The following is a 22,991-nucleotide window of genomic DNA, read 5'->3' as shown; positions in this document are numbered from 1 at the left end:
TAGAGGCATTCCTTAACTTCGGGATGGATATCATGCCACACAAGCATGGTATCCCCAAAAAAACTCCATATTACCCGCTAATATCCAATAAGCAACGCTTTGAGTCGCATCATCACAAATCACCATTTTTGAGGTGCGCAATCCCCCGCCACTATTACCGAGAAACCTATTGCTTAAACTGTTGGTTAAACCTGTCTAGCTCCCGTGTTTTTATCAAGCTATACACTGCCGGCAGGACAATCAACGTTAATATCAGGGCACTGCTCATGCCCCCCACCATGGGTGCAGCAATACGGCTCATCACTTCGGCACCGGTGCCGGAGCCATACAAAATGGGTAACAAGCCCAAAATAATGGTGGCCACAGTCATGATCACAGGCCGTACTCGCAAACTCGCTCCCTGCAACAAAACCTGTTGATACTGTGCATGTGAAATGGGTCTGGCGTCTTTTACAGCCCTTTGTTGCGCGTCTTTGAAGGCCTGATTGAGATAAACCAGCATCAGCACACCGATTTCCACCGCGACACCAGCCAGCGCAATGAATCCAACTCCCACGGCCACAGAAAAATTGAATCCCTCCAAATACATGAGCCACAAGCCGCCAATCATAGCCAGCGGCAGCGTGCCGATAATCATCGCGACTTCGATAAAACGGCGGAAATTGAGAAACAACAACAGCACGATAATGGCTAAAGTCATGGGTAAAACATAGGCCAGCTTGGCTTTGGCTCGCTCCATGTATTCATATTGCCCGGCCCAGCTGACAGAATAGCCTGCGGGTAAATCTAACTCTTGGGCCATCACCGTCTGGGCTTGTTGTACGTAACTGCCCACATCCACTCCCTCAATGTCAATAAAGCTCCAACCATTAATTCGGGCGTTCTCACTTTTAATTCCCGGCGGTCCTGATTCGATGCGGATATCAGCGACATCGCCAAGCGCTATACGCTGACCTGATGGGGTAACCACAGGCAGTCGCGCCAGCTTTTCAGGGCTATCTCGATAATCTAGTGGATAGCGCAAATTCACTGGATAACGCTCCTGCCCCTCGACGGTTTGAGTCACATTCATGCCGCCGATGGCGGTGGAAACCACCTGCTGTACGTCAGCGATGTTCAAGCCAAAACGACTGGCTTTATCCCGCAATATGTCCACTTTTATGTAACGTCCACCAGCAACCCGTTCGGAATACACCGAAGCGGTACCCGGCACGTCCTGCAGAATCCGCTCAATTTCGCTGCCGATATCCTGAATAACGTTTAGATCCGGCCCTGCCACTTTAATCCCCACAGGGGTTTTTATACCCGTTGCCAACATGTCTATCCGGGTTTTTATCGGCATCACCCAGGCGTTGGTTACTCCCGGAAATTTCACCAAACTATCCAGTTCCGCTTTTAATGACTCGGTGGTGACGCCCTCACGCCATTGAACTTTGGGTTTCAGTTGAATGAAAGTTTCGATCATAGTGAGTGGTGCCGGATCGGTGGCCGTATCCGCCCGCCCCACTTTGCCGAATACGTTCTGAACCTCCGGCACAGTGCGGATCAGTTTGTCGGTTTGCTGTAGCAATTCACGGGCCTTACCAATAGAAATACCCGGATAAGTAGTCGGCATATACATGAGATCCCCTTCATCCAGGGGTGGAATGAACTCACTGCCAATCTTGTTGATGGGGTAAAAGCCAAGGATGGTGATCAGCAAAGCGATCATGATAGTGAATTTGGGGTATCGCAATACTGCCCCCAAGACCGGTTTGTAGAGTGCAATCAACCCTTTATTTACGGGGTTTGTTTGTTCTGAAGTGACTTTACCGCGAATAAAATACCCGATTAAGACTGGTACCAGGGTCACGGCTAACCCCGCTGATGCTGCCATGGCATAGGTTTTTGTGTAAGCCAGTGGCGCAAACATTCTGCCCTCCTGAGCTTCCAGTATAAAAACCGGTAAAAAGGATACGGTGATAATCAGCAGACTGAAAAACAAAGCAGGCCCCACTTCAGATGTGGCGTCTGCCACTATTTGCCAGCGATTTTGCCCATTGAGTGGGGTTTTCTCCATGTGCTTGTGCATATTCTCAATCATCACTATGGCACCGTCCGTCATGGCTCCAATGGCAATGGCGATCCCTCCAAGGGACATGATATTGGCATTGATCCCTTGCAGGTACATGATAATAAACGCCACTAAAATACCCAAAGGTAAGGTCACTACCGCCACAAATGCTGAGCGCAAGTGAAACAAAAAAGCAGCACAAACCAAGGCCACTATCAGGAGCTCTTCCCCTAATTTCTGCCAAAGATTGTCAACCGCGCGATTGATCAAATCAGAGCGGTCATAAACCGTGACCACTTCTACCCCTTCTGGCAATGACGGTTGCAATGAAGCTAACTTCTCTTTAACGCCAGCTATGGTTTTTTGCGCGTTTTCCTGAAAGCGCATCACCACAACACCGCCTGTGACTTCACCCTCGCCATTAAGCTCAGCAATACCACGGCGCATTTGTGGTCCCAGGCCCACCACCGCAATATCGCCAATAGTTAATGGCGTGCCTTGTTCATTCAGGCCCAGCGGGATTTGTTCTATATCGGTACTGGATTGAATATAGCCGGAGGCCGTCACCATGTATTCCGCCTCTGCCATTTCCAGCACTGAGGCTCCCATTTCCTGATTACCGCGTTTGAGGGCCATTTGCACATGGGACAAAGGAATGTTGTAGGCCCTGAGTTTGTCTGGGTCCACCTGCACCTGGTACTGTTTTACCATACCGCCCACGGAAGCCACTTCAGACACCCCCGGAACGGTTTGCAACTCGTATTTTAAAAACCAGTCCTGAATTGAGCGCAGCTGACTGATGTCATGCTGGCCACTTTTGTCAGTTAAAGCATAAATGTATACCCAACCAACACCTGTCGCGTCGGGCCCCAGTTGCGGTTTTGCGCTTTCAGGCAAGTTTGACGCCGCCTGGCTCAGATACTCCAGTACCCGGCTACGTGCCCAATACAGATCAGTATCATCATCAAAGATGATGTAAACGTAAGAATCACCGAAAAACGAATAGCCTCGTACCGTTTGAGCACCGGGCACTGATAACATGGCAGTGGTCAGTGGAAAGGTTACCTGATCCTGCACCACCTGTGGTGATTGTCCCGGATAGCTGGTTTTAACAATAACCTGTACATCGGACAAATCCGGAATGGCATCCACCGGGGTATTTTTAACAGCGAACAATCCGGCAAAAGCGATTAGCATGGTCAGCAATAATACCAGCACCCGATTTCTGATAGACCAGCGAATGATAGACTCAATCACGGTTTGTGCCCTCTACTGCATGTGACGAATGATTCTTGTGGCTAGGCTTATCATTGGCTTTGTCATTGGAAACGCCCTCCGCCAAATCCTCAATCGCCGTGATATACAAATCCTCCCGCACTTCGAAAGTAAACGAGAAGGACATGCCCGGCATAAGGTTTGTGATATCCACTCCCTCATCCACCCGAAAATCCATGGTGGCTGCCGGGCGCTGCCATTTATCAATCGCCTCACGACTGATATTCAATACTCTCTCATCCAATGAGATAGTATTGAGCTGTCCTTGCACCGTTGCAGTGGGATAAGTCACTTGGGTGTCCATAATATAAATCTTCGTCAACTGATACTCGCCCTCTGCCATTTTACTCAGTTCAAAATGCAGCGATTGTCCAGCTGCTAGTTCATTGATATCTACCTGCTGGGCAACGATAAAGTCCATGGTCATTTCAGGCCATCCCCATGCCTCAACGGGTGCATGGCTGATATTGACCATACGGTGCCCTACCATGACGTTATTGACCTTTCCCTCCAGCCACACCGAATCTGGCTCTGCATCATGGCTCATGCGTTTAAAGTCAGACTGTTTACTTGATTCAGAGTCAATCAAAAACTGCGCTGACGTAACCACTTCGTCGAAGTGTTCCAGTCCTTCCAGGATTTCAATATGATCCGCAGTCACCCGACCAATACTAACCGCCACCGACTTAAACCTGCCCTCTCCTAACGCCAACACCACACGGTCTTGTTTGCCGGTTCTGATAACTGCTTCTTTAGGCACTAATAAAGCGTCGCTTTGCGCTTGTGCATGGATCACCACCTGAGCAAACATGTTAGGTTTCAATAACAGTTCAGGATTATCGAAAGTCAGGCGTACCCGCAAAGTACGGGTTTTGGGGTTTAAGGTAGGATAAATATAATCCACTTCGCCCCGCCAGACTTTTCCTGGTAAATAATCCAGTGTCATAGACACCGGCTGCCCCTGAGTTATAACGGCGGTATCGCGTTCAAACACTTCGGCTTCCACCCACACTTGCTGCAATTGTGCGATGCTCATCAAGGTGTTTCCGGGCTGCACGAAAAAGCCTTCGCGGGTTTTAAGGGCATCAATGACGCCGCTTTGTGGCGCATAGAAAGTCACCGACTGACTGACTTTACGCTGCTGCTGCAATTTGCCAATGAAGTCACTTGATAATTGCAAAGCGCGCAACCGCTCTCTTGCCGCCGCGATCAAAGCTTTATCATTGCGCTTAAGGGCAAGAATGAATTCTTCCTGGGCATTGACTAACTGTGGGGAATACAGGGTATATAAAGGCGCGTCTTTTTTAACCGGGTCGCCCTCCGCTTTTACGAACAATTTTTCTATCCAACCTTCAACGCGGGGGTGGATATGCAACAATTTGTCCTCATCGTATTGCACGTAGCCGACGGTATTAATGGCATTACTCAGTTCTGCTAGTTGCACGGGTGCAGTGCGCACCCCCAGATTATTCACTACATGCGGGGCAATTTTAACCGTTCCAGCAGACAGCGTCTCATCATCGGCATCTTCATAAACCGGTACCAGGTCCATTCCCATCGGAGATTTACCCGGTTTATCGCGACGATAATTGGCGTCCATCGGCGCCACCCAATAAAGGGGTTGTTTCTCGCTTGTGGATTCAGCTCCCGATGACGAAGAGGGAGTCTGCAGCAAACTCACTCCCCCCGCGCCGATAACCGCACCGGCAATTAAGGTGGCGAACAACTTTACAGCGGGTTTCATCAGTATTCTCCTTGTTGCTGTGCAGCAGTAAATTTGCTTTTTGACTGATTCAGGAAGTAATTGAGTTTTGCAATGGCTCTCTGGATGGCAACATCAATTTTAAGTTTGGCAATACGCATATTTAGCTCTGCTATTTTGGCTCTTACCACCTCAGAAAAATCACCATCATCATGGGTATAAGCAGTCAGTGCGGCAGAAGCTTGATCACGACTTTGAGCTAACAACTGAGTTTCGTACAAGTCGGCTCGCTGCTGATAACGCACCAGCTCTTTAACCAGACTTTGCACCTGGCCCAACATATTTTTTGCCATAAGTAACTTTTCCGTTTTCACCGCTTCACTCTCAGCGACACTGGCGGAAACCAATTGATCTTGTTTATGCTCGGTAAACAGCGGGATGTCCAGACTCACCCCAACAGAGAAAAAGTCAGCTCGACTGCTACCATCGGGGGCATCGTCGCGATAACCATAGCTGGCATTAACGCCCCATTGAGGCTTGTAGCCTTGGCGGGCGATATCCGTGTTTTTTTGTGCTGCTTGATGTTTTATATCCAACGCTTTGATGGCCGGGTGCTGCAAAAGTACGTTTACCATTGCACTAACATCTATTTGTGACGTCGTAAGAATACCTTCATAGGTTACTTCCAACTTCGGGAGCTCGGTTGTTACCGTATAGGATGGCAAGCTTTTGAAATCTATCTGACCTAATTCAGAAGTCTCATAATACGGAGTCAACCACTCGTTGAGTTTTGCCAGTGCCGCTTCTTTGTACATGGCTTGTTCGGTTAACCAGTCTTGCAGCTGCGCCAGCTCTAATTGTGCTCGAATAACATCTTGCTGACGGGTTCTGCCCAAAGTGGATGAGTAATTCGCTTTCGCTACATCCAGCATTTGTTCAAACAGCACTCTGTCATTTTCGATAAGCTCAATGATTTTCTGCGCCTGAAAAGCCTGCAACCATAGTTCAGAGATTTTTGCTGCAACTTGCGCTTTGCGATTATCACGCAGCACCGGAAAACGTTCGGCTTCAAGCTGCAATTTCTGCTGCATAAGTTGACGAGTTTCGCCACGGGGAAACTGTTGAGCAACGGCCACTTTGAGTTGCGTCATGGGCTCCTGCTCGATTGCCCAGGAATCCAAGGGCAAGTTCATCATACTTACAGAAAGCTTAGGATCCGGTAACTGCCCTGCAGCCACACTGCGATGCTTCATCGCCTGCTGTTGCAATAAACTTTCCTGGTGCCAGGGGTCTGATTGATTTGCCAGCGTGATTGCTTGTTCTAAAGTTAGGGCTTGATTAAGGGTTTGTGCTGGTTGCGCGAACACATTGTGCGCTACAAACAAGCAAGCTATGGCTGTAAACTTCACCCGATTTTTTATTTTACTGCTATTCATTTTTTTCCTCCGGCGTACCGGAATTTACTGCGAACACTTGCGCAAGAACTCATTGTGAAAAAGTGTTAATTCAGAAGAATATGGTGGTTTCCATCAGTGTGTTTTGGACACACTAACCCTGTGTCAGGCAAAAATGGGGGGACGATATAAGGAAGTTTGAATCAGACTGTAATGGGATTGAGTAAGAGATTGTATGTTAGCGTGCAGCGCACTGTTGCTCATGCCAAATGGCTCAACGGCAAGCCATGAAAAACCATTGCAAGTACCCGCCGGGCACTCACATTCAGAGGCACAATGCTCATCATCGCTACTCATTTGCGCATGGCCATGGATGCTATGATCCATTTGCGAATGAGACATGTTAGCGTGATCTTTGCTGGCATGATTCATATCTGAATGTTTCATTTCAGTGTGACTTACCACAGCCGCATCGACACTTTGCATCTTCATTCCACATGACATCGTCGCGTACGCCATCGCCTGCCCCAAAAGAGCAACGACAACCACGAACAACACAACAATGTTAGCGATAAGATTTTTCATACAATTGTAAAGTTAGCAAAGTACCAATTTATGCACAATGTGCCGCATCAGACTTGCGCTGAGCCGAGAGGTCCGGCTAAATCACAATAAGCTGAAGTATAAACCCTGGTGTTACACCAGGGTCAATACCTATCAATTACACTTCAAACAAAACTAAATATCAGGTAGGACGCCAGGAATAAGGTGACCCACATAACCATAGTGCTGGTTGGGTTGGATTTAGAAAACTTACCAAATACGCCTTTGCGGTTTAGAAATACGTGGCTGAAGCTATTTAACCCTAAGGACACCCATTGTGAGGCAGCTCTTTCCATGTTGCGGAATACGGCAAGTCCGCTGCGCAATACATCCGGTAAGACGCGGCGATATAACCACTCGGCATCCAAGTTAACGGAGCGCAATTCAGGCGGGTAGTAGCCTTTCAGGTTGAGCCATACAAAGGCCAGTGCCGAGAAGAACAGGATCTGCATTTGTGCCAACACGTGAGTAGTATCGTAAGCCGTGTAATCCGTTGCGAATGGCAACAAACCGTACAAGACTTCAGGGAAAACACCAATGAAAATACACAAAGTTGCCGCAACACCCATTGCCAGTAACATGTTAAGCGGTGCTTCTTTAGTTCGGATGCCACTGTCGTGAGCAAAAAAGGCGAAATAAGGGATTTTGATACCGGCATGATGGAATACCCCAGCCGAGGCAAACAACAGCATCAGCCAAATCCAGTCGTAACCTTCTTTGAGCACAGCACTCATCACCATGGATTTGCTGACAAAGCCGCTAAATAATGGGAAGGCGGAAATAGACGCCGCACCAATCAAACAGAATATCGTGGTTTTGGGCATGCTTTTGTACAGCCCGCCTAGCTCTGAGGCATTACTTCGCCCCGTCATGTAAAGTACCGCGCCCACCGACATAAACAGCAACCCTTTAAAGATAATATCGTTAAAGGCGTGAGCCACTGCGCCATTGATGGCCAGCGCAGTACCGATCCCGATACCGCACACCATAAAACCTATCTGGTTGATCATACTGTAAGCCAGTACCCGGCGTAAGTCGTTTTCAATTACCGCATAGAAGATAGGGAAACAGGTCATGGCTGCGCCAATATACACCAACAGCTCTGTACCTGGGTAAGTTCTGGCCAACATGTACACGGCGGTTTTGGTGGTAAAAGCACTTAAGAACACCGTGCCCGTTACCGTTGATTCGGCATAGGCGTCAGTAAGCCAGTTGTGACACAACGGAAAAGCGCACTTGACGCCAAAAGCGAGCAAAATTAACCAGCCGGCTATGCTTTCCAGGCCAATAAATCCTAGTTCTACCGAACCAGTCTGATTGATATAAAAAATCGTTCCCGCGATAAGTAGCAAGCCAGATAAAATTTGAAAGTACAGATAACGGAAGCCCGAACTAATGGCACGTTCTGAGCGTCTCGCCCATACCAGGAATACTGAGGTCAGGGCCAGCATTTCCCAAAACACGATAACAGTGATCAAGTCACCGGCAAATACCGCACCTAAAGCACTACCAGCGTAGAGCATACTGGCAATTTGCTGCATTTTGTCTTTGACATGCCAGGCGTAAAGCGCAGCAATGATGGCTGCGATATGGAAGATAATACCGAACAGAATACTAAGCTTATCCACGACAAATGGCGTGAGTTGAAAGCCAAAAAAGCCCCATTGCCAATGCACACCATCAGAGAGATTTAACAGAAAAGCCAATCCAATAAGGGGCACAACAAGGGTGACGATAGGTCTCAACCGATCATTCAATAATGCCGCCAGTATTGCTCCCAGATAAAACGGGATGAAAGGTGCTAAATCACTCCCCAACATGTTCTTCCCTTCCCTTTTCTTGCGCCTCGTCTAATGGCTCATAATATTCTTCATCGCGCATTACCACTATGCGCATCCACTTAGCGATAAGTACCAGCACAACACAGCCAATAAAGCCGTATATGGGGTAAAAGGCGGTTAAGGTCTCCCAAGGGTGCTCAGTGTGTCGGTGAAGGATAAAATCCAGCGCCACCAGCACACCACAGATAATGTAGAACACCAACAGGATGCGTTTGATGACGACAGGGTTGTCGAGCATATAGTTTTGTGGTTCTTTCATCTACACCACCCTCATTGCAAATTGATAAATGGCATCGGCGTAAAAAAACAGCGCAAGGCAGGCAAACGTCGTAATAACGATGGCGATTAATGATGCTGTCGGGGCCAGATCAAATCGCCCATTGGCATGCACAGGCTCAGCTGGGCCTTCCGGACCAGGGAAGAAGGCGCGTAAAGTTACAGGTAGTAAGTAGCCAATACTCAACAGGGAACTTACCATCAGAATTAACATCAATATCCAATGCTCTGTTTCTGCGGTTCCCATCAGCAGCATCCATTTACTCCAGGTTCCCCCTGCTGGCGGTAAGCCAATGATGCCCAAACTGGCGATACCAAAGGCCAGCATGGTAATAGGCATTTGTTTGCCTAAGCCTCGCATTTGTGGAATTTCAGTTTTATGGGCGGCCACGATAATGGCGCCCGCACAGAAAAACAGCGTGATTTTACTGAAGGCATGCATGGTGATATGCATTGCACTGCCTACCACACCTAGTGGACTGGCCAGCAGGGCCCCCATGGTGATGTAACCCAATTGACTCACGGTTGACCAGGCAAGACGCGCTTTTAAGTTGCGCTTGCGAATAGCCACTAACGAGGCAAACAAGATGGAAAAACCCGCCAGATAAAGCAAAAAAGTGCCACTAGGAATGGTTGCCAGGCGTTCGATACCAAACACATACACCATCACTTTAAGGATGGTGAATACCCCGGCCTTTACTACCGCAACGGCATGTAATAAAGCGCTCACCGGAGTGGGTGCTACCATTGCTGCAGGCAGCCAGCTATGCAAAGGCATAATGGCCGCTTTGCCTACCCCAAATACGAACAGAATAAGCAGTACCGAAACCACACCATCACTAACGCCATCTAAAATGCCGCCAGATTTAAAATCCATGGTGCCAGTAAAGTGCCAGGTACTGATGACGGCCAAAAGGAAAAATAAAATGGAACTAAACAGTAAGATACCCAAATAGGTTCTCGCCCCGCGTTTGGCTTTTTTGGTACCGGCATGGGCTACTAACGGGAAAGTGGCCAAAGTGAGCAATTCATAAAAGACAAACAAAGTCATCAGATTGCCAGCAAAGGCAATGCCCATTACCGAAAAAATCGACAGCGCGAAAAAGCAATAAAACTGAGTTTGCCTGGGCTCATGATGAGCTCGCATATAACCCAATGCATAAAGCGTTGTTACAGGCCACAAGGCACTGGCAACCAATGCGAAGATCATGCCCAGTGGTTCAATGTTAAACGCGATAGTAACGCCCGGAAACAGGGTAAACAGGGTCAGCGATATTGCTTCTGTTGCTAACCAGTTTTGTAACAACATCAGATTGCAAACAAACACTAATACCCCAATACCAATGCTGGCGGCTTCTCGCAGATTGGGTTGCTTGCGAAATATTAATATCAGCGCGATCAGTAATAGCGGCAAGGCAAAGGTAGTGAGCAACAAATTTATCGTATTCATGGCTTACCACCCTGCAGAAGTTGCTGCGCTATCTGCTCTGTTGTGGTTACGGAAAGATTGGTATCGATACCAAAATAAAGATTAGCCAATACCAAAATCCAGATGGGTATGAGCAAACTCAAAGGCGCCTCTGTCACGGGTTTACGATCCGCCATAGCGGGTTTGAAATAAGCCGCTTCTACGACTTTCCAGATGTAGATAACTGAAAGTAAAGAGCCCAACAGGATAATCAGCGACACCATGTACCAGCTTTGCTCCAGGGCGGCCTGCAATAAATACCACTTGCTGACAAAACCAACCGTTAAGGGCATACCGATGATGCTCAAGCCGCCAATAACAAAAGCCGCCATGGTTAAGGGCATTTCTTTGCCAATGCCTTGTAGATGTTTAAGACTCACACCGCCGATACGGTAAAACAGCGCACCTAAGGCGAGAAAAAGTGCGCCTTTCATCAGGGCATGATTAAACAGGTGTAGCAGGCTAGCCATCAGCCCGGTTGCCGTACCGATACTTAAGCCCAATACCATGTAACCAATTTGAGCAACACTGGAATAAGCTAACATGCGCTTGATGTTTTTCTGATTGATAGCAACCAGCGATGCGACTATGACTCCGAGCGCACCCAAGGTAACAAACACAGCCTGTAGAGGCACTATGGTGAAGGAGAATTCGACGCCAAACACCACAAAAACGAACCGCACGACAACATAAAGCGCAACTTTAGTGGCCGACGCTGCTAAAAACGCGGTGACAACCGTTGGCGCAAAGGCATAGGCGTTAGGCAGCCACATGTGTAGCGGGAATACGGCCATCTTTAAACAGACACCCACAATAAAGAAGCAAAAGGCCACAAACACCGTTCTGGTGTCGGCCATTTCAGGTAGTCGCGCAGCTAAATCGGCCATGTTGAGGGTGCCGGTTTTCATGTACAGCAGACCGATACCAATCAAAATAAAGGTGGCACCTATGGTTCCCATCACCAAATATTGGAAAGAGGCCCACAAGGCACGCTTGTCTTTGCCCAAAGCGATCAGCACATAAGAAGCCAGGGATGAGATTTCCAAAAAGACAAACAGGTTAAAAGCATCGCCAGTTACGAGGATGCCAAGCAGTCCAGCAAAGCACAATAAATAAGCCACATAAAAGTAAGTATTGACGCCTTGGGTAATATCATTTTTGTTTTCAAGGCTGGTATAAGCGGACAGCAATACCAGTGTGCTGATAGCAGTAATGATCATCGCCACAAAGGCATTGAGCTGGTCCACATGAATTTCAATGCCATAAGGCGGTAACCACCCCCCAAGGTGATAAGACAAAGGACCTGAACTGGATACCGTTATTAACAGTTGCACTGCCACAAAGAAAGAAAAGCCACTCACCAGCAAGGTGAATATCCAGTTTAGCTTTTTGTGATTAACTAACAGACACAGAGGCGCGGCCAACAAAGGCACAAGCACCTGTAGTATGGGTAAGTGCACGCTATTCATGATGCCCCCTACCGCGTTTTTCGTTGCGATACTTCTTCACATCCCAGCGCTGAATAACATCCTCTTCCACTGTGTGATAGGCCCGTTTTATTCTCACTATTAATGCCAGAGCCAATGCCGTGGTAGAAATACTCACAACGATTGCCGTTAGGATAAGGACGTGAGGAAGCGGGTTGGAATAAACAGCCCCTTCGGGTACTTCAATTGGTGCGGTTGCTCCCACAATGTTAGCCATACTAATGTAAAGAATGAACACCGAGGTTTGCAGGATAGTTAGCCCCACCACCTTCTTAATCAGATTGCCGTCGGTGATCACAACATACAAACCGCACATCATTAACGCGACCACTATCCAATAATTAAAGAGTCCGTAAAACATTTGCAGTAAATCAGAGTCAAATGTCATCGCAATTATTGCTCCATATTATCTTGCATTGCCCGTTTTTCACCGGGTTTATCAGACATATCAACGCTGCCTGAGAAGGTGAAGAACACACAAATCATTACAGCGGCAACGGTGATCCCCACACCGAGCTCAATTAGGATAATACCGATATGCTGACCTGCCAGAGTATCTTCTGCCAGAGCGGAGTAATTGAGGAATACATCCCCTTTAAGCATGGAAACAATACCAACCGCACCATACAACAACACGCCCAAAGCTGCGCAAAAGCGCACCACAGCAAGGTTAATCACCGACATGGTTTTGGCCAGTCCAAAGATCATGCTGTACAGGATAATCGCCGCAGCGAAAATAACCCCAGCCTGGAAACCACCTCCCGGACCGAAATCCCCGTGAAATTGTACGTACAGAGCAAATAGTAAAATAAAGGGGATCAGTAACTTAGAAATGATGCGCAAAATTAAGTGCTGTTTCATGGGTTGATGATCATCCACTTCGAAGTTACCGGGTGTGTGGGGCAACAAAGCCAGTACACCGATACCTGCAGTGAATACCACCACTAGCTCACCAAAAGTATCAAAACCGCGGTAGCTGGCTAAAACAGCGGTAACATAGTTTGGAATGCCAATCTGCTCAGTGGTATTGGCAATATACCAGGCAGCTACATGACCATTAGCAGGATTGTCTGTGCCACCAAAATGCGGCATCCCTAAGGTGCCATAAATCAGTAACACGCCTATCACTGTCACCAGCACTAAGCCCACGCGGGTTCTTAGCTTGGGTTTTGACAACTCGTAACGTCCGGTTATCGCTAACGTAGTGAGCATAAGAATGGTTGAAATTCCCGCACCAACGGCGGCTTCCGTGAACGCGACATCTACCGCGTCCAATACCACAAATAAGCTGGCTGACAACAAGCCATAAATGCCGCTTAACATGGCAACAGCGAACAGGTCTTTGAGCGCAATAATGGTGAGTGCTGTTAGCAACAAGAATAACAGCAAAAAGATATGAATTAAGGTTTCGATTCTGCACCTCCAGAATTGTCAGAACCCTCAGAATTGTCGGGCATATCGACAGTGTATTGCTTACCCTTCGGCAAATGCCCACTATGAATGGCCGATTTCGCCATTGCGTGGCTGGAAGCTGGCCCCGTAAGCAACAAGAAAGCAAATATAAACAACAATTTAACTGTAATCAGAGTTAGTCCAGCTTGCAGCATCAAGCCAAATAAAACCATTCCCGCTCCCAAGGTATCGGTAACGCTGGCGGCATGCATGCGGGTGAAGAAATCAGGAAAACGGAATAACCCTACGGCTCCGGAAAAGCAAAAGAAGCTGCCTGCTACAAGCAGGATTCCGCTGAGAATATCAATCACCATATCACCCGTCATGATTGGTTTCTCCTCGCGTGTCGTACTCAAAAAAGCGCAAAATAGCGATGACACTGATAAAGTTCATCAGGGCATACACCAAGGCAATATCCAGAAACTCGGGTCTGCCCATCAAAAAGCCCACTACCGCGATAAATAATACGGTTTTTGTACCGAACATGTTGACCGCCAGGATGCGGTCGTACAGAGAAGGTCCCACCATAGCCCTGAGCAAGGCTAAAAACATGGTTACCAGAATAGCGATTGAAGCAGCAGTAAACATCAGCTTAAAAATCCCTTCACTTTATGATCTCTCTCTCCGGAACGGATCGTACTGCTCATGTCTTCGGTTAAGGTGTGCACAGTGATTGTGTCATTCTGCAAATCGACTGTCAGCGTGCCAGGGGTGATGGTAATCGAGTTGGCATAAATCACCCGTTCCATATCTCCGGGCTGATGCATATTTACGGTTAATAAAGCAGGTGAAAGCTGTGGCTTGGGTTGCCAAATGTGCTTCACAACCTGCAGGTTGGATACAATCAGATCCACGATTAACCAGCTTAAAAATTTGGGAAGTTTAAGAAAGAGATTTGTCGGGTGAGTTTCTTGATCGAACATACCCAAACGATGTACCAGGAAAATCACCGATACGACTGAGATGACTTCAAGGCTCAACATCAATGATGTGATATGACCTGATAACAACAGCCAAAACACCATTAAGGTGACGGTAAAGCTCAATGTATGTCGCACATTCCCTCCTGTTCAGTAATCCACTGACGAAGTTATATTGTTATTTTTTATTACTTTTTCGCTTCAATAACAAGCGAATCCGTTCTCAAGTGGTGCATTACTTTCTCTGCCGTATTGCCAAACAGCAGTCCTGACAACCCTTTGCGCCCCATACTGCCCATAACTACCATTTCAGCTCGGATCTCATTAGCACAGTGGGGGATTACTTTGGCAGGCTCTCCTGCAGCAACGTGAATCTGCACATCTGGTATGTCAAATTCTGCCAGCAGTTCTGCCACTTTTTGCTCAGCTTCGGCTCGGTGTTTCTGCTCATAACGCTTGATATCCACCAAATCCAGGTCTTGTTTGATACTGGAAACCGGCAGGCAATACAGCACATGCACTTTGCAACCGAAGGTCATTGCCCACTTTTTTGTCCACTTCAGAATAGCACGAGTTAACTCGATATGGGCTTCATCTCTAGAGGTCGGATCAATGGTTGCCATCAAAGCGTGATTGCTATTCCAACTGCGATGATGGGAAATCAACACTGGTACTGAAACATTGCGAATCAATTCCCAATCACACGGAGTGTGAAACAACGATTCGGAGCGATGGCCGGTTTTGATAATTAAATCGAAGCTCTCCGATTTACAATAATCTGTCACCCACCTGGCTACATTTGCAGTCACAACAACGCGACTTTTGATGCTATCTTTTTGCGGGTAATCTTTGAAAATTTCATTGAGAGTAGCGCGAAGCTCATTGTCCGAGGATCTAATTGTTGCATCATCGTGCTGATCCTCTTCTTTAATAAAACGTATCACTTCTATATCTTCGCCGAGCGGCGCAGCAACCTCATGCGCTTTCTTTAATGAGCAATTCTCGCGTTCGTGCTTGTCAGTGATCACCAGGATTTTTTTAGCCATACGTACTCTTGGTGGAGCATTCTTATGATGAATGAAGTTAAGTATAGAAGAGTTCCTGAAAAATGCGGCGACTCTCGGACAATCAAAAAAATAGTCTTTTGATTCAACTACTAAGCAAACCAAAATAGAAGGAGTTTGTAAAAAATACAAACACTACAATTATCGAAAAAAACTGATTACAACTTAGAATAAAGTTTAATAGGTGGAGTCTATTTTTTACGGAAAGCGTTTGAGAACGTCTTACTCATAGCAATCCCAAAGGCTTTTCAAACAATGCTGCCAGACAACCAACCTGCAAAATATTATTGACACCATATTCGCGGCTCAGATAATGTCCTGAGATCGAGTATTAGGTAGACATAAAAAAGGCGAACATACTTGTTCGCCTTCAATAGAGCTTTATCTGTCTAGTCCTGACATGTGGTTACTTCCGATTTCCCTGTGTTTTGCTGGGCATTGTTACTGTTAAAATCAGGATCTTGACTCAACATCATGCCTTCCATGTTCGCTGTGGGCAACTTGTCATTCATAGCTTTATAAAGCGCTTGATTGAGGTCATCCAAAAGGTCATCGACGTTCTCAAGTCCCACGGAGATGCGAATAAGTGAATCACTGATCCCGGCGTGTTGGCGTTCTTCCTCTGTGTATGGACTATGTGTCATTGTCGCAGGGTGCTGGATCAGGGATTCGGCATCACCCAAACTGACGGCAATTTGAAACAATTGCAGGTTATCCAACATTTTAACACTATCTTCTTTGCCACCCTTCAGTTCAAAGGCAATTACCCCACCTGCTGCTGACATTTGCTGTCCAACAAAACGGTGCCCTGGATGTTCTTTTAGCCCCGGATAATAAACTTTATCTACCAACTCATGCTTTTCTAAATGTTCAGCAATGATCTGGGCGTTCTTACAATGACGTTCCATTCTTACGGACAAGGTTTTTAATCCGCGCAGTATGAGCCACGCATCATGAGGGCTCATTGTGCCACCAATGTCCTTAAGCCCGGTGAGTTTAATGTGGTTAATCATATCTTGCGAACCGCAGATAATTCCGGCTACAACATCACCGTGACCGTTCAAATACTTAGTGGCACTGTGAATTACAAGGTCAAAACCAAATTTGACCGGCTGCTGCAACATCGGGGTCATGAAGGTATTGTCACATATCCCCAGTAAATTGTGCTGTTTCACAAATTGGCCTACTTCCTGTAAATCCACCACTTGCATCGTCGGATTGATGGGAGATTCTAAGAACAATATTTTGGTATTCTCCTGCAAGGCCTCTTGCCATTCACCGCCATCGGTAAAATCAACGAAACTCACTTCCACACCAAACTTGGGCAACATATGGCTAAGCAACGCGAAGGAACAACCATACAAAGCACGGGAAGCAATTATATGGTCACCCGCTTGCACATTACTCATTATGGCGGCACTGACGGCAGCCATGCCGGTAGCGGCAGCAGCGGCATCGTCCATACCTTCTAACGCTGCCACTTTCTTTTCTAGTTGACGCGTGGTTGGGTTACCCAAGCGAGTATAGATATAACCTTCTTGTTCACCGGCAAATCGTTTTGCGCCTTGCTCTGCATCGTCAAAAACGAAGGTAGATGTTTGATACAAAGGGGTGGCGAGAGAGCCATGTTGGTCTTTCTCATGTCCTGCATGGATGGCCAGGGTTTCAATTTTCATTTTTGTACTTCTCCACGACTAAATAGGAATAGCGCTATGCAACGCGATTTACACCGACTCATGCATCATTGTGCACAAAGTCAGATGCAGAAAATGGTTGAAAACGATAGCTAAAACCTTGCCAACAGCGACAAAGAACTTAATCCTTATAAATCAATACCTTAGGATTTCAACAGATACAACTCAGGAATCAAACCGTATCATTAATGTGACATTTAAATGAGGCGAGCCCCTATACTCCTTTACGAACCGGGGTTTTAACGCTAAATTTGGAAGTTGTATCTCTTTTGATACGTGTATCTTTTTAGAGACAATTTGGGGTAAAAGTTGAAATTCGATATTATTTCCGAAGACCGATTGGGGATTACCCAAAAAATTCTCGCGGTATTTGGACAGCAAGGATGGGACTTGCGAGCCACCGAAATGCAACCCCATCACACTTATGTGGCATGTGATGTGCCCGAAACTCAGCAAGCGTTGATCGTCAATAAGCTGATGCAGGTGGAAGGCGTACTTGGCGTGCAAACCATTTCCTTATTACCCAACGAACACCGGCGCAATCACCTTGATGCACTACTATCCCATTTGCCCGACGCTGTCCTTGATATTGACGCAAACGGTCAGATATTGGTAGCGAATCAAGCCGCACAATTGGCCCTGCTTGGAAATCCAGGAAAACTGGAAGAAAGCTTTATTAATGACTATCTCGACATCGACCTTCAGCAACTGCTTAAAAAGGGCACCATGGCGCAGGAAATGAGTACCGCCAATGGTGCTTTTTTAATGCAATCGACACCGGTAAAGTCCGGCAGTCTGATTACCGGGGCGGTGATCCTGTTGAGCAGTCCAGAGCGATTGGGTCAGCAACTTTCAGCTGTACAAGCTAATGTACAAGCGGGAATCGATAGTATTATCGGGCAATCATCGAAAATGCGAACCATAAAACAGCAAACCATGCGCTTTTCAGCGCTGGATCTGCCGGTATTGATCACAGGCGAAACTGGCACAGGTAAAGAGCTCTTTGCTAAAGCGTTGCACTATGAGGGACCTCGAAAATCAGAGCCATTCCTGACTATTAATTGCGCAGCTCTACCTGAAAACCTGTTGGAAAGCGAGCTGTTTGGTTATTCCAATGGTGCTTTTTCTGGGGCGCAAAAAGGGGGGAAACCCGGCCTGTTTGAATTGGCCAATAACGGCACGGTATTTTTGGATGAAATCGGCGAGATGTCGCTGTATTTGCAAGCGAAGTTACTGCGCTTCTTAGAGGATCTAACCTTTAGACGTATTGGCGGCACACGAGAAATCACCGTTGATGTGCGCATTGTTTGTGCAACTCATAGAGATCTGGAACAAATGACGCTGGAAAAAACCTTTCGAGAAGATCTGTTTTATCGACTTAATGTGTTAGCGCTAAATCTTCCCGCTCTAAGAGATCGAGAGCAAGACCTGGATTTATTAGTGCCCCATTTCTTACATCAAGCCAGCGAGCAAATCAATCAACCCCAAGCACAACTCTCACAACAGGCTTACGCCCAAATCAGACAACACCCCTGGCCTGGCAATGTCAGACAGCTCCAGAATACCCTGTTCCGCGCTGTCGCAATGAATGACTCTGACACCATCGAATGGATTGATGATCAGGACAATGTTGCATCGGGTAAACTCGCATCACATGACGTATTACCAGATAATTTATTGTCAGAGAAGGTAGTGTCGCTTCAGCAATCCTTAGACGAATTTGAAAAGCAATTATTAACCACGCTCTACCCGCAATATCCATCATCAAGGAAATTGGCAAAACGCCTCGGTTTATCACATTCACAAATCGCACGAAAGCTAGCGAAGCACAACATCAACAGTATTTAATTGTACTAAAAAGGCGTCTAATGTAGACGCCTTAAAACCATGGCAAGTTTATTGTGTAATTGACATCAAACCACCGCCAAATTGCCCTTATCTTCCAACCAGTCCTTGCGCTCTGAGGAGCGTTTTTTAGCCAGTAACATATCCATCAACTCCAGCATTTCTTGTGTGTCATCAACGGTGAGTTGCACTAAGCGGCGGGTATTGGGGTCCATGGTGGTTTCGCGCAGCTGAATTGGGTTCATTTCCCCCAGACCTTTAAAGCGCTGTACATTTACTTTGCCTTTTTTCTTCTCGGCCTGAATGCGATCCAGTACACCTTCTTTTTCGCCTTCGTCCAGGGCATAAAACACTTCTTTGCCCACATCGATGCGATAAAGTGGCGGCATGGCTACATACACATGCCCGGCATTTACCAGCGTTCTGAAATGTTTAACAAACAAGGCACATAACAGCGTAGCAATGTGCAAACCATCGGAATCGGCATCGGCAAGGATACACACCTTGTCGTAGCGCAAACCGGAAATATCCTCGCTGTCGGGATCGATACCCAAAGCCACAGAGATATCGTGAATTTCCTGTGAAGCCAGTACCTGAGAGGAGTCCACTTCCCAGCTATTGAGAATTTTACCCCGTAGCGGCATCACCGCCTGAAATTCTTTGTCTCGAGCCTGTTTTGCTGAGCCCCCCGCTGAATCCCCTTCCACCAGGAAAAGTTCAGAACGGCTGGTATCTTGAGTGGTACAGTCAGTTAATTTGCCCGGAAGCGCCGGGCCAGATGTCACTTTCTTACGCGCCACTTTTTTACTTTGGCGTAATCGGCGCTGAGCATTGGCAATAAAAAACTCAGATAAGGTTTCAGCAACATCGGTATGGGTGTTAAGCCACAAAGAGAACGCATCTTTTACTACGCCTGAAACAAACGCTGATGCCTGGCGAGAAGAGAGTCGCTCTTTGGTTTGTCCGGCAAATTGCGGATCCTGCATTTTCGTAGAAAGAATGTAACTACACTTATCCCAAATATCTTCAGGGGTGAGTTTTACGCCACGAGGCAGCAAGTTGCGGAATTCGCAAAACTCGCGCATTGCTTCCAACAAGCCTTGGCGTAGTCCATTAACGTGAGTACCGCCTTGGGCAGTGGGGATCAAGTTAACATAGCTTTCATTAACAATTTCGCCCCCTTCGGGTAGCCAAATCACCGCCCAATCGGCGGCTTCGTTGTTTCCGGAAAACTGCCCTACAAAGGGCTCATCTTCGGGTAAGCTGATGTAGTCTTTGGCGGATTGCATCAAATAATCGCGCAAACCGTCCTGATATTGCCATTCCGTGGTTTCTTTGGTGATTTTGTTGTCAAAGCGAATTTTGAGGCCTGGGCATAACACCGCTTTAGCCCGCAAGATGTGGCACATTTTACTGACCGAAAACTTGGCGGAATCAAAATAAGATGCATCCGGCCAAAAGCGCACCCGCGTCCCGGTGTTGCGCTTACCGCAGGTATCGATAATTTCCAGCTCTTCGACCTTGTTGCCGTTTTCGAAAGCAATGGCAAAAACGTTGCCATCACGACGCACATTCACTTCTACTCGGGTTGATAAGGCGTTTACAACAGAGATACCTACACCGTGCAAACCACCGGAAAACTGGTAGTTCTTGTTGGAAAACTTACCGCCAGCGTGCAGTTTAGTCATGATCAGCTCAACCCCAGATATGCCCTCTTCCGGATGAATATCCACCGGCATACCACGACCATCGTCGATCACTTCTAACGACTGATCTTCATGCAAAATCACTTTGATACTATCAGCGTGTCCGGCCAATGCTTCATCGACGCTGTTGTCGATGACTTCCTGACCGAGATGGTTGGGCCGGGTCGTGTCTGTGTACATGCCGGGACGGCGTTGCACAGGCTCTAATCCATTTAAGACTTCAATGGCTTCAGCATTATATTGTTCTGACATGCGGATACTTCTTTCTTATGGTTATTTTGTTGAAAATACACGACGCCGCCATACGGCATTCAAGCAGACCAACAGGTCTGTCAAACTCATTCAAAGATACTAGCAATCTTTAATCAAACAAAAAACGGAAAATATCAGGTAAAAATCGCTCGTACCCTTGAAACGCGTGATCGCCGCCCTGCTCTATGGTTAATTTACCACCCTGATACTTTTGCTCCGCATCTCGGTAATCCAGGGTTTCATCCTCTGTCTGCAATAACACCCAGAACTGCGCGGGATCAACAGGGACGGGATGATACATCTGTTTGAGCTGCTGCATGTGTTCCGGTTTTAAAGTAAAACACTCTTGTGTGTATGGGTGAACGTGCTCACCGAGATAATCTCCCAGTACTTCATGAGGCTTGGCCGCCGGATTTATCAGTACGGCTTTACCGCCATAATTATCCGACATGTAGGTACTTAAAAAGCCGCCGAGAGAACTGCCTATGTAGCCTACCTTGGCCCCCTTGTAGGTTTGCGCAAGCTCATCCAACAGGCTTTTAGCCTCTTCGGGGTAGCAAGGTAATTGTGGACACACAAACTCAATGTCGCAGTGATGCTGTTGCCAGTAAGCCAGGGTTGCTTGTGCTTTTTCCGAGGCGGGCGAACTCAAGAAGCCATGCAAATAAATGAGCACCTTTTTCAATGGGATTCCTTAACGTATTTGAACAACAATGAGGGACTCAGACAGGCGCATTAGCCTGTTGTTTCAAACAAAATACCAACCATTCCGCCAAAAACAGATTAGTCATTTCTTTTTCATTCTTTTGATGCATGTTTTTATTGGGATATGGATAGCTAGGTTGTATGGCTGAAACATTCTGACTACTCAGCACTTCTGCCATCCGGGCGTCGTGGTACAAGCGCACTTTCATGGTTGGCTTCATCCAACCCGGTAACGCTTCATTTAACTGGCGTACATCCAGGGTACTGGTGTAACGGCTGGTTTCGAGAATAGAAATTTGATAATTCAAATTCCCACCATCACCAAATTCATAACTGAGACTTTCTGTATCGCAATCCGGTAATAGCTTTAATAGACGCGCGTAATTCACCTCACAAAGGGTGTGTAAACCTTTGAGGTTAGGGAAGTATTTCTTATTTGGCTGCGCGTTGGTGGCCATCTATCTTTCGTTTTCCTTAAATATGCTTACCAGTTAAGGCTATTGTTATACCTTATTTGCCGCTACTTTTTCCAATAGTTCTTGTTTGTGTAAGAAGAACCATTGCAGCGCAATAATGGTGGCGGAGTTGTCAAACTCGCCTTGCTTCAAAAGCTCCCTTACTTGTGCTTCAGGAATGCGATGTACCAGTATGTCTTCGTCCTCATGATCCAGACCGTGAATACCTTGGGCATCTTGCGCATCCACGATCCCCAAATAAAGGTATAAACGCTCTGTAGTGCCACCCGGACTTGGCAAATAATCCGTCAACTCAAGCAAGCTTTTGACTTCGAGTCCGGCTTCTTCCTGCGCTTCTCTGAGTGCCACCTCTTCTCGGCTCTCTCCTTCGTCTATCATGCCAGCGACAATTTCCAGCAACCAAGGCTTACCAGAGGTGGGTACAGCCCCCACCCGGAACTGCTCAATCATAACAAATTCCTGCCGAATAGGATCATAAGGCAACATGGCGACAGCATGACCTCTGTCTAAAACTTCACGGGAAATCCAGTTGCTCCAGCCACCAGCGAATAACTTATGTCGAAGTTTATAGTTGAAAACGGTAAAAAAACCTTCAAATTTAGGTTCTTGTTGTTCAATTTCTACATCAGAATCGGTAAAACGATGCCAGTTGGACACAATAGCTCCTTCTGTCAGTTAAGCGTTGCGGTTTCAGACTATCACGGTCTTAGAGGTTACAGGCAAAAATATTCTGTTACACTTGCTTAATGACTGTTACTGCAAAGCATTTGGGGATCGC

General features: G+C 46.9%; 20 protein-coding genes. 1 reads left to right on the top strand and 19 read right to left on the bottom strand.

Going from position 1 to position 22,991, the window contains the following annotated elements; genetic code table 11:
* Positions 1-166: 166 nt before the first annotated feature.
* From ACXAGP_RS14130 to megL, 15 genes are all read right to left on the bottom strand, one after another.
* On the bottom strand, positions 167-3,310 hold the full coding sequence (locus ACXAGP_RS14130) for an efflux RND transporter permease subunit (protein WP_475262183.1): 3,144 nt from the start codon (positions 3,308-3,310) through the stop codon (positions 167-169).
* Positions 3,303-5,072, bottom strand: a complete 1,770-nt coding sequence (locus ACXAGP_RS14125; RefSeq protein ID WP_475262181.1) for an efflux RND transporter periplasmic adaptor subunit — start codon at positions 5,070-5,072, stop codon at positions 3,303-3,305. Before ACXAGP_RS14125 ends, ACXAGP_RS14130 begins: the two co-directional genes overlap by 8 nt.
* Entirely contained in the window at positions 5,072-6,466 is a 1,395-nt protein-coding gene (locus tag ACXAGP_RS14120; protein ID WP_475262180.1) for a TolC family protein, read from the bottom strand. Before ACXAGP_RS14120 ends, ACXAGP_RS14125 begins: the two co-directional genes overlap by 1 nt.
* Positions 6,467-6,589: 123 nt before the next feature.
* Entirely contained in the window at positions 6,590-7,009 is a 420-nt protein-coding gene (locus ACXAGP_RS14115; protein ID WP_475262178.1) for a hypothetical protein, read from the bottom strand.
* A 143-nt stretch (positions 7,010-7,152) separates the two neighbouring features.
* On the bottom strand, positions 7,153-8,847 hold the full coding sequence (locus ACXAGP_RS14110) for a Na(+)/H(+) antiporter subunit D (protein WP_475262177.1): 1,695 nt from the start codon (positions 8,845-8,847) through the stop codon (positions 7,153-7,155).
* Positions 8,834-9,127 carry a hypothetical protein gene (locus ACXAGP_RS14105; protein WP_475262175.1) on the bottom strand — a complete coding sequence of 98 codons (294 nt, stop codon included), beginning with the start codon at positions 9,125-9,127 and terminating at the stop codon, positions 8,834-8,836. Before ACXAGP_RS14105 ends, ACXAGP_RS14110 begins: the two co-directional genes overlap by 14 nt.
* Positions 9,128-10,594, bottom strand: coding sequence for a proton-conducting transporter transmembrane domain-containing protein (locus tag ACXAGP_RS14100; protein WP_475262173.1), 1,467 nt, complete (start codon positions 10,592-10,594; stop codon positions 9,128-9,130). It abuts the gene before it with no gap.
* Positions 10,591-12,081 carry a monovalent cation/H+ antiporter subunit D family protein gene (locus ACXAGP_RS14095; protein ID WP_475262171.1) on the bottom strand — a complete coding sequence of 497 codons (1,491 nt, stop codon included), beginning with the start codon at positions 12,079-12,081 and terminating at the stop codon, positions 10,591-10,593. Before ACXAGP_RS14095 ends, ACXAGP_RS14100 begins: the two co-directional genes overlap by 4 nt.
* Positions 12,074-12,487 (bottom strand): cation:proton antiporter subunit C, encoded by a 414-nt coding sequence (locus tag ACXAGP_RS14090; RefSeq protein WP_475262170.1) that lies wholly within the window; start codon positions 12,485-12,487, stop codon positions 12,074-12,076. Before ACXAGP_RS14090 ends, ACXAGP_RS14095 begins: the two co-directional genes overlap by 8 nt.
* 5 nt (positions 12,488-12,492) lie before the next feature.
* On the bottom strand, positions 12,493-13,476 hold the full coding sequence (locus ACXAGP_RS14085; RefSeq protein ID WP_475262169.1) for a Na(+)/H(+) antiporter subunit B: 984 nt from the start codon (positions 13,474-13,476) through the stop codon (positions 12,493-12,495).
* Between the two features lie 23 nt (positions 13,477-13,499).
* Positions 13,500-13,877 (bottom strand): monovalent cation/H(+) antiporter subunit G, encoded by a 378-nt coding sequence (mnhG, locus tag ACXAGP_RS14080; protein ID WP_475262168.1) that lies wholly within the window; start codon positions 13,875-13,877, stop codon positions 13,500-13,502.
* A complete protein-coding gene (locus tag ACXAGP_RS14075) occupies positions 13,867-14,139 on the bottom strand; it encodes an MrpF/PhaF family protein (protein ID WP_475262167.1) in 273 nt (90 codons plus the stop codon). Before ACXAGP_RS14075 ends, mnhG begins: the two co-directional genes overlap by 11 nt.
* A complete protein-coding gene (locus tag ACXAGP_RS14070; protein ID WP_475262165.1) occupies positions 14,139-14,609 on the bottom strand; it encodes a Na+/H+ antiporter subunit E in 471 nt (156 codons plus the stop codon). The genes ACXAGP_RS14075 and ACXAGP_RS14070 overlap by 1 nt, the downstream gene beginning before the upstream one ends.
* A gap of 50 nt (positions 14,610-14,659) precedes the next feature.
* The gene (locus tag ACXAGP_RS14065; protein ID WP_475262164.1) at positions 14,660-15,517 is read right to left on the bottom strand and encodes a universal stress protein; all 858 of its coding nucleotides are present in this window, start codon (positions 15,515-15,517) and stop codon (positions 14,660-14,662) included.
* A 407-nt stretch (positions 15,518-15,924) separates the two neighbouring features.
* On the bottom strand, positions 15,925-17,211 hold the full coding sequence (megL, locus tag ACXAGP_RS14060; RefSeq protein ID WP_475262163.1) for a methionine gamma-lyase: 1,287 nt from the start codon (positions 17,209-17,211) through the stop codon (positions 15,925-15,927).
* A gap of 327 nt (positions 17,212-17,538) precedes the next feature.
* Here megL and ACXAGP_RS14055 point away from each other — a divergent pair, with 327 nt between their 5' ends.
* Positions 17,539-19,077 (top strand): sigma 54-interacting transcriptional regulator, encoded by a 1,539-nt coding sequence (locus ACXAGP_RS14055; protein ID WP_475262161.1) that lies wholly within the window; start codon positions 17,539-17,541, stop codon positions 19,075-19,077.
* A 65-nt stretch (positions 19,078-19,142) separates the two neighbouring features.
* On the opposite strand, the gene parE is transcribed toward ACXAGP_RS14055, so the two are convergent.
* The 4 genes from parE to nudF form a co-directional block, all read right to left on the bottom strand.
* Complete coding sequence (parE, locus tag ACXAGP_RS14050; RefSeq protein ID WP_475262159.1) at positions 19,143-21,032, bottom strand: DNA topoisomerase IV subunit B; 1,890 nt, start codon at positions 21,030-21,032, stop codon at positions 19,143-19,145.
* A gap of 109 nt (positions 21,033-21,141) precedes the next feature.
* On the bottom strand, positions 21,142-21,708 hold the full coding sequence (locus tag ACXAGP_RS14045; protein WP_475262531.1) for a YqiA/YcfP family alpha/beta fold hydrolase: 567 nt from the start codon (positions 21,706-21,708) through the stop codon (positions 21,142-21,144).
* A 46-nt stretch (positions 21,709-21,754) separates the two neighbouring features.
* The gene (locus tag ACXAGP_RS14040) at positions 21,755-22,195 is read right to left on the bottom strand and encodes a DUF1249 domain-containing protein (RefSeq protein ID WP_475262158.1); all 441 of its coding nucleotides are present in this window, start codon (positions 22,193-22,195) and stop codon (positions 21,755-21,757) included.
* Between the two features lie 45 nt (positions 22,196-22,240).
* The gene (gene nudF, locus ACXAGP_RS14035) at positions 22,241-22,870 is read right to left on the bottom strand and encodes an ADP-ribose diphosphatase (protein ID WP_475262157.1); all 630 of its coding nucleotides are present in this window, start codon (positions 22,868-22,870) and stop codon (positions 22,241-22,243) included.
* Between the last annotated feature and the right edge of the window lie 121 nt (positions 22,871-22,991).

This window comes from Planctobacterium sp. AWM4_229 (genome assembly GCF_056160305.1).
Note: the sequence above shows the minus strand (reverse complement) of the source record. Positions and strands in the feature narration are given on the sequence as shown.

Bases quoted from the DNA above. Each gene is read 5' to 3' on its own strand.
- ACXAGP_RS14040 (WP_475262158.1), bottom strand. From the start codon at position 22,195: ATGGCCACCAACGCGCAGCCAAATAAGAAATACTTCCCTAACCTCAAA.
- ACXAGP_RS14120 (WP_475262180.1), bottom strand. From the start codon at position 6,466: ATGAATAGCAGTAAAATAAAAAATCGGGTGAAGTTTACAGCCATAGCT.
- ACXAGP_RS14065 (WP_475262164.1), bottom strand. From the start codon at position 15,517: ATGGCTAAAAAAATCCTGGTGATCACTGACAAGCACGAACGCGAGAAT.
- ACXAGP_RS14105 (WP_475262175.1), bottom strand. From the start codon at position 9,127: ATGAAAGAACCACAAAACTATATGCTCGACAACCCTGTCGTCATCAAA.
- ACXAGP_RS14125 (WP_475262181.1), bottom strand. From the start codon at position 5,072: ATGAAACCCGCTGTAAAGTTGTTCGCCACCTTAATTGCCGGTGCGGTT.
- megL (WP_475262163.1), bottom strand. From the start codon at position 17,211: ATGAAAATTGAAACCCTGGCCATCCATGCAGGACATGAGAAAGACCAA.
- ACXAGP_RS14075 (WP_475262167.1), bottom strand. From the start codon at position 14,139: ATGTTTACTGCTGCTTCAATCGCTATTCTGGTAACCATGTTTTTAGCC.
- ACXAGP_RS14095 (WP_475262171.1), bottom strand. From the start codon at position 12,081: ATGAATAGCGTGCACTTACCCATACTACAGGTGCTTGTGCCTTTGTTG.
- ACXAGP_RS14115 (WP_475262178.1), bottom strand. From the start codon at position 7,009: ATGAAAAATCTTATCGCTAACATTGTTGTGTTGTTCGTGGTTGTCGTT.
- ACXAGP_RS14110 (WP_475262177.1), bottom strand. From the start codon at position 8,847: ATGTTGGGGAGTGATTTAGCACCTTTCATCCCGTTTTATCTGGGAGCA.
- mnhG (WP_475262168.1), bottom strand. From the start codon at position 13,877: ATGACGGGTGATATGGTGATTGATATTCTCAGCGGAATCCTGCTTGTA.
- ACXAGP_RS14100 (WP_475262173.1), bottom strand. From the start codon at position 10,594: ATGAATACGATAAATTTGTTGCTCACTACCTTTGCCTTGCCGCTATTA.
- parE (WP_475262159.1), bottom strand. From the start codon at position 21,032: ATGTCAGAACAATATAATGCTGAAGCCATTGAAGTCTTAAATGGATTA.
- ACXAGP_RS14090 (WP_475262170.1), bottom strand. From the start codon at position 12,487: ATGACATTTGACTCTGATTTACTGCAAATGTTTTACGGACTCTTTAAT.